The 2,574-nt window shown below is 67.6% G+C and carries 3 protein-coding genes; 1 reads left to right on the top strand and 2 read right to left on the bottom strand.

Annotation, left to right across the window (positions count from 1 at the left end; genetic code table 11):
- Positions 1–104: 104 nt before the first annotated feature.
- A complete protein-coding gene (azu, locus tag RR928_RS20300) occupies positions 105–554 on the bottom strand; it encodes an azurin (RefSeq protein WP_332683989.1) in 450 nt (149 codons plus the stop codon).
- 274 nt (positions 555–828) lie between these two features.
- Here azu and acuI point away from each other — a divergent pair, with 274 nt between their 5' ends.
- Positions 829–1,815, top strand: coding sequence for an acrylyl-CoA reductase (NADPH) (gene acuI, locus RR928_RS20295; RefSeq protein WP_332537001.1), 987 nt, complete (start codon positions 829–831; stop codon positions 1,813–1,815).
- Here acuI and RR928_RS20290 read toward each other — a convergent pair.
- On the bottom strand, positions 1,805–2,574 hold a 770-nt coding region (locus tag RR928_RS20290; protein ID WP_332683986.1), incomplete at its 5' end, for a PepSY-associated TM helix domain-containing protein. The genes acuI and RR928_RS20290 overlap by 11 nt on opposite strands.

Genomic DNA, 2,574 nt, shown 5'->3' with positions numbered 1-2,574 from the left:
GCGCCGCCGCCGATCCAGACATGAAAAAGCCTCCGCTGCTTGCGCAGGGGAGGCTCTTGCGGCAGCGGTGGACCAGCCACCACTTCCCATTCAGCAAAAACTGATCAGGCGCCCAGTTTCAGCGAACCCTTCATCATGCCGGCGTGGCCGGGGAACGAGCAGAAGAAGCTGTAGTCGGTGCCGGCCTTGATCTTGGCGACGGGGAATTCGATGGTGGTGCTTTCACCGCCGCCGACGACCTTGGTGTGGGCGATCACGCGGGCGTCGTCCTTCTTGATGTAGTCGGATGCAGCGCCGGCCTTCATGCCGTCGGCGTTGACGGCCGTGAGGTCGGCAGCGGTGGTCACGACCAGGTTGTGGCCCATGGCGGTCTTGGGCATCTTGCCCACGTGCTTCAGGGTCAGGGAAAAGTTCTTGCATTCCTTGGGCACGGTGATGCTCTTGGTGTTGAACTGCATCATGTCGTTGGCTTCGACCGTCAGGGCGCAGTCAGCGGCAAAAGCGGGAGCAGCAGCGCAAGCGCTCAGAGCCAGGGCAGCGAGAATTTTCTTCATGATCAGATTCCTATAGGGTGTATGGATGTCCAAGTACCGAACCACGGTGCGCATGGGGCCCAACCAGACATGTTGACCGCAAGCCGCCCATTGGTATTAGGTAATAACCCTAGTGTAGATAGAAGCGTCTGTGCTTCTCTTGAGATTGCGCAAAAGGCCTGTTGCAAGTGACGGCTTTGGCGGGCATTCCGGCGCGGCGCCGCGCCTTGCAACTTTGCGGTGGCGCGCCGATCATTCCAGTCACTGCGTTTTTGCATGACATGGAGTGCACCGAATGACTTTCAATGCCTTGTGGGCCAGCCGGGAAGACGGCGCGATCAGCGTGGAACTGCGCCGCATCGACGACGCCCAGCTGATGGACGGCGACGTGACCGTGGATGTCGAATACTCGACGGTCAATTACAAGGACGGGCTGGCGATCACCGGCGCATCGCCCGTGATCCGCACCTTTCCCATGATTCCGGGCATAGATTTCGCGGGCGTCGTGGCCGCGTCGCGCCATCCCGATTTCGCCCCCGGCGAGCGCGTGCTGCTCAACGGCTGGGAACTGAGCCAGACGCATTTCGGCGGCTACGCCCAGCGCGCGCGCGTGCGCGGCGAATGGCTGGTCAAGGTGCCGGCGGCGTTCTCTACGCGCGATGCCATGGCGATTGGCACGGCCGGCTACACGGCCATGCTCAGCGTGCTGGCGCTGGAAAAGGGCGGGCTCACGCCCGAGCGCGGACCCATCCTGGTCACGGGCGCGAGCGGCGGCGTGGGCTCGGTGGCCGTGGCGCTGCTGTCGCAGCTGGGCTATCGCGTGATTGCCTCGACGGGCCGCCCCGAGGAAACCTCCTACCTGCAGCGCCTGGGCGCCAGCGAAGTCATTGACCGGCGCACGCTGTCGGAGCCGGGCAAGCCCGTTGCCGCGCCGAAATGGGCCGGGGCCGTGGATTCGGTGGGCGGCCACACGCTGGTCAACGTGCTGGCGCAGACCGATTACCGCGGCGTGGTGACGAGCTGCGGCCTGGCGCAAAGCACCGACCTGCCGGGCTCGGTCCTGCCTTTCATCCTGCGCCACATCACGCTGGCCGGCATCGACTCGGTCAATGCGCCGCAGTGGGCGCGCACCGAGGCCTGGCAGCGGCTGGCGCGCGACCTCGACCTGGCCAAGCTGGGCCAGGCCGAAACACTGATCGGCCTGGCCGATGTGCCCGAGATCGCGCGCCGCATCCTGCACGGTCAGGTGCGCGGGCGCACGGTGGTAGACGTCAACCGCTGAGTGCCTGGCGCCGCGCCAGCGCCCGGGCCATGCCGGCAAACAGCGCGCCTGCGGCCAGCGCCGCCAGATCGAAGCCGGCCATTGCCAGGTCCTGTTGCGCCAGCGCCCGGCCCAGATGCTGCGCGCTGGTCAGCGCATTGAGCAGCGGCAGGGCGGCGCACAGCGCCGCGGCCAGCAGCGCCTGCTCGCGCCACGCGCGCCGCGCCGGGCGCAGCGCGGCCCAGGCAAACATCAGCAGCCAGGCCAGGAACAGCGCGTGCACTTCCCAGTCGGCGCGCCGCTCCAGGTCCAGCGGCAGCAGCCGGTTGGCCCAGAAATAGGCGGCAATCGCCACCGGCAGCCCCATGATGATGGCGACATTGAGCCGCTCCACCAGGGCCAGCCCCGCATGGCGATCGCCGCGCTGGCGCCGCTTGACCGTCCACAGCACCATGCCGGTGGCAATCATTGCCGCGCCCAGCAGGCCCGACAGCACATACAGCGCGCGCAGCACGGGCGGAGCGAACAGGCCTTCGTGCAATCCCAGCAGCAGGTCGCGCAAGGCCTTGGGCGCCGATTGCCAGGCCGGGCGCTGCGCCAGGCGCGCGCCGCTGACGCCGTCATAGGCGAGGATGTTGGCGGCGCGCAGCGGGCCGGCGGCGAAGTCGCCGACAACCAGGATGCGCGCGCTGGCGTCGTGCGGATCCTGGATGTCGATGCTGGCAACGGGCGCCGCGCCCCACTGGGCGCGCACGTCCGGCAGCAGCTGCTCCAGCGGCG

Source organism: Comamonas sp. (assembly GCF_036666375.1).
Taxonomy (GTDB): Bacteria; Pseudomonadota; Gammaproteobacteria; order Burkholderiales; family Burkholderiaceae_C; genus Comamonas.
The sequence above is the reverse complement of the archived record's forward strand: the minus strand, read 5'-3'. Positions and strand labels throughout refer to the sequence as shown.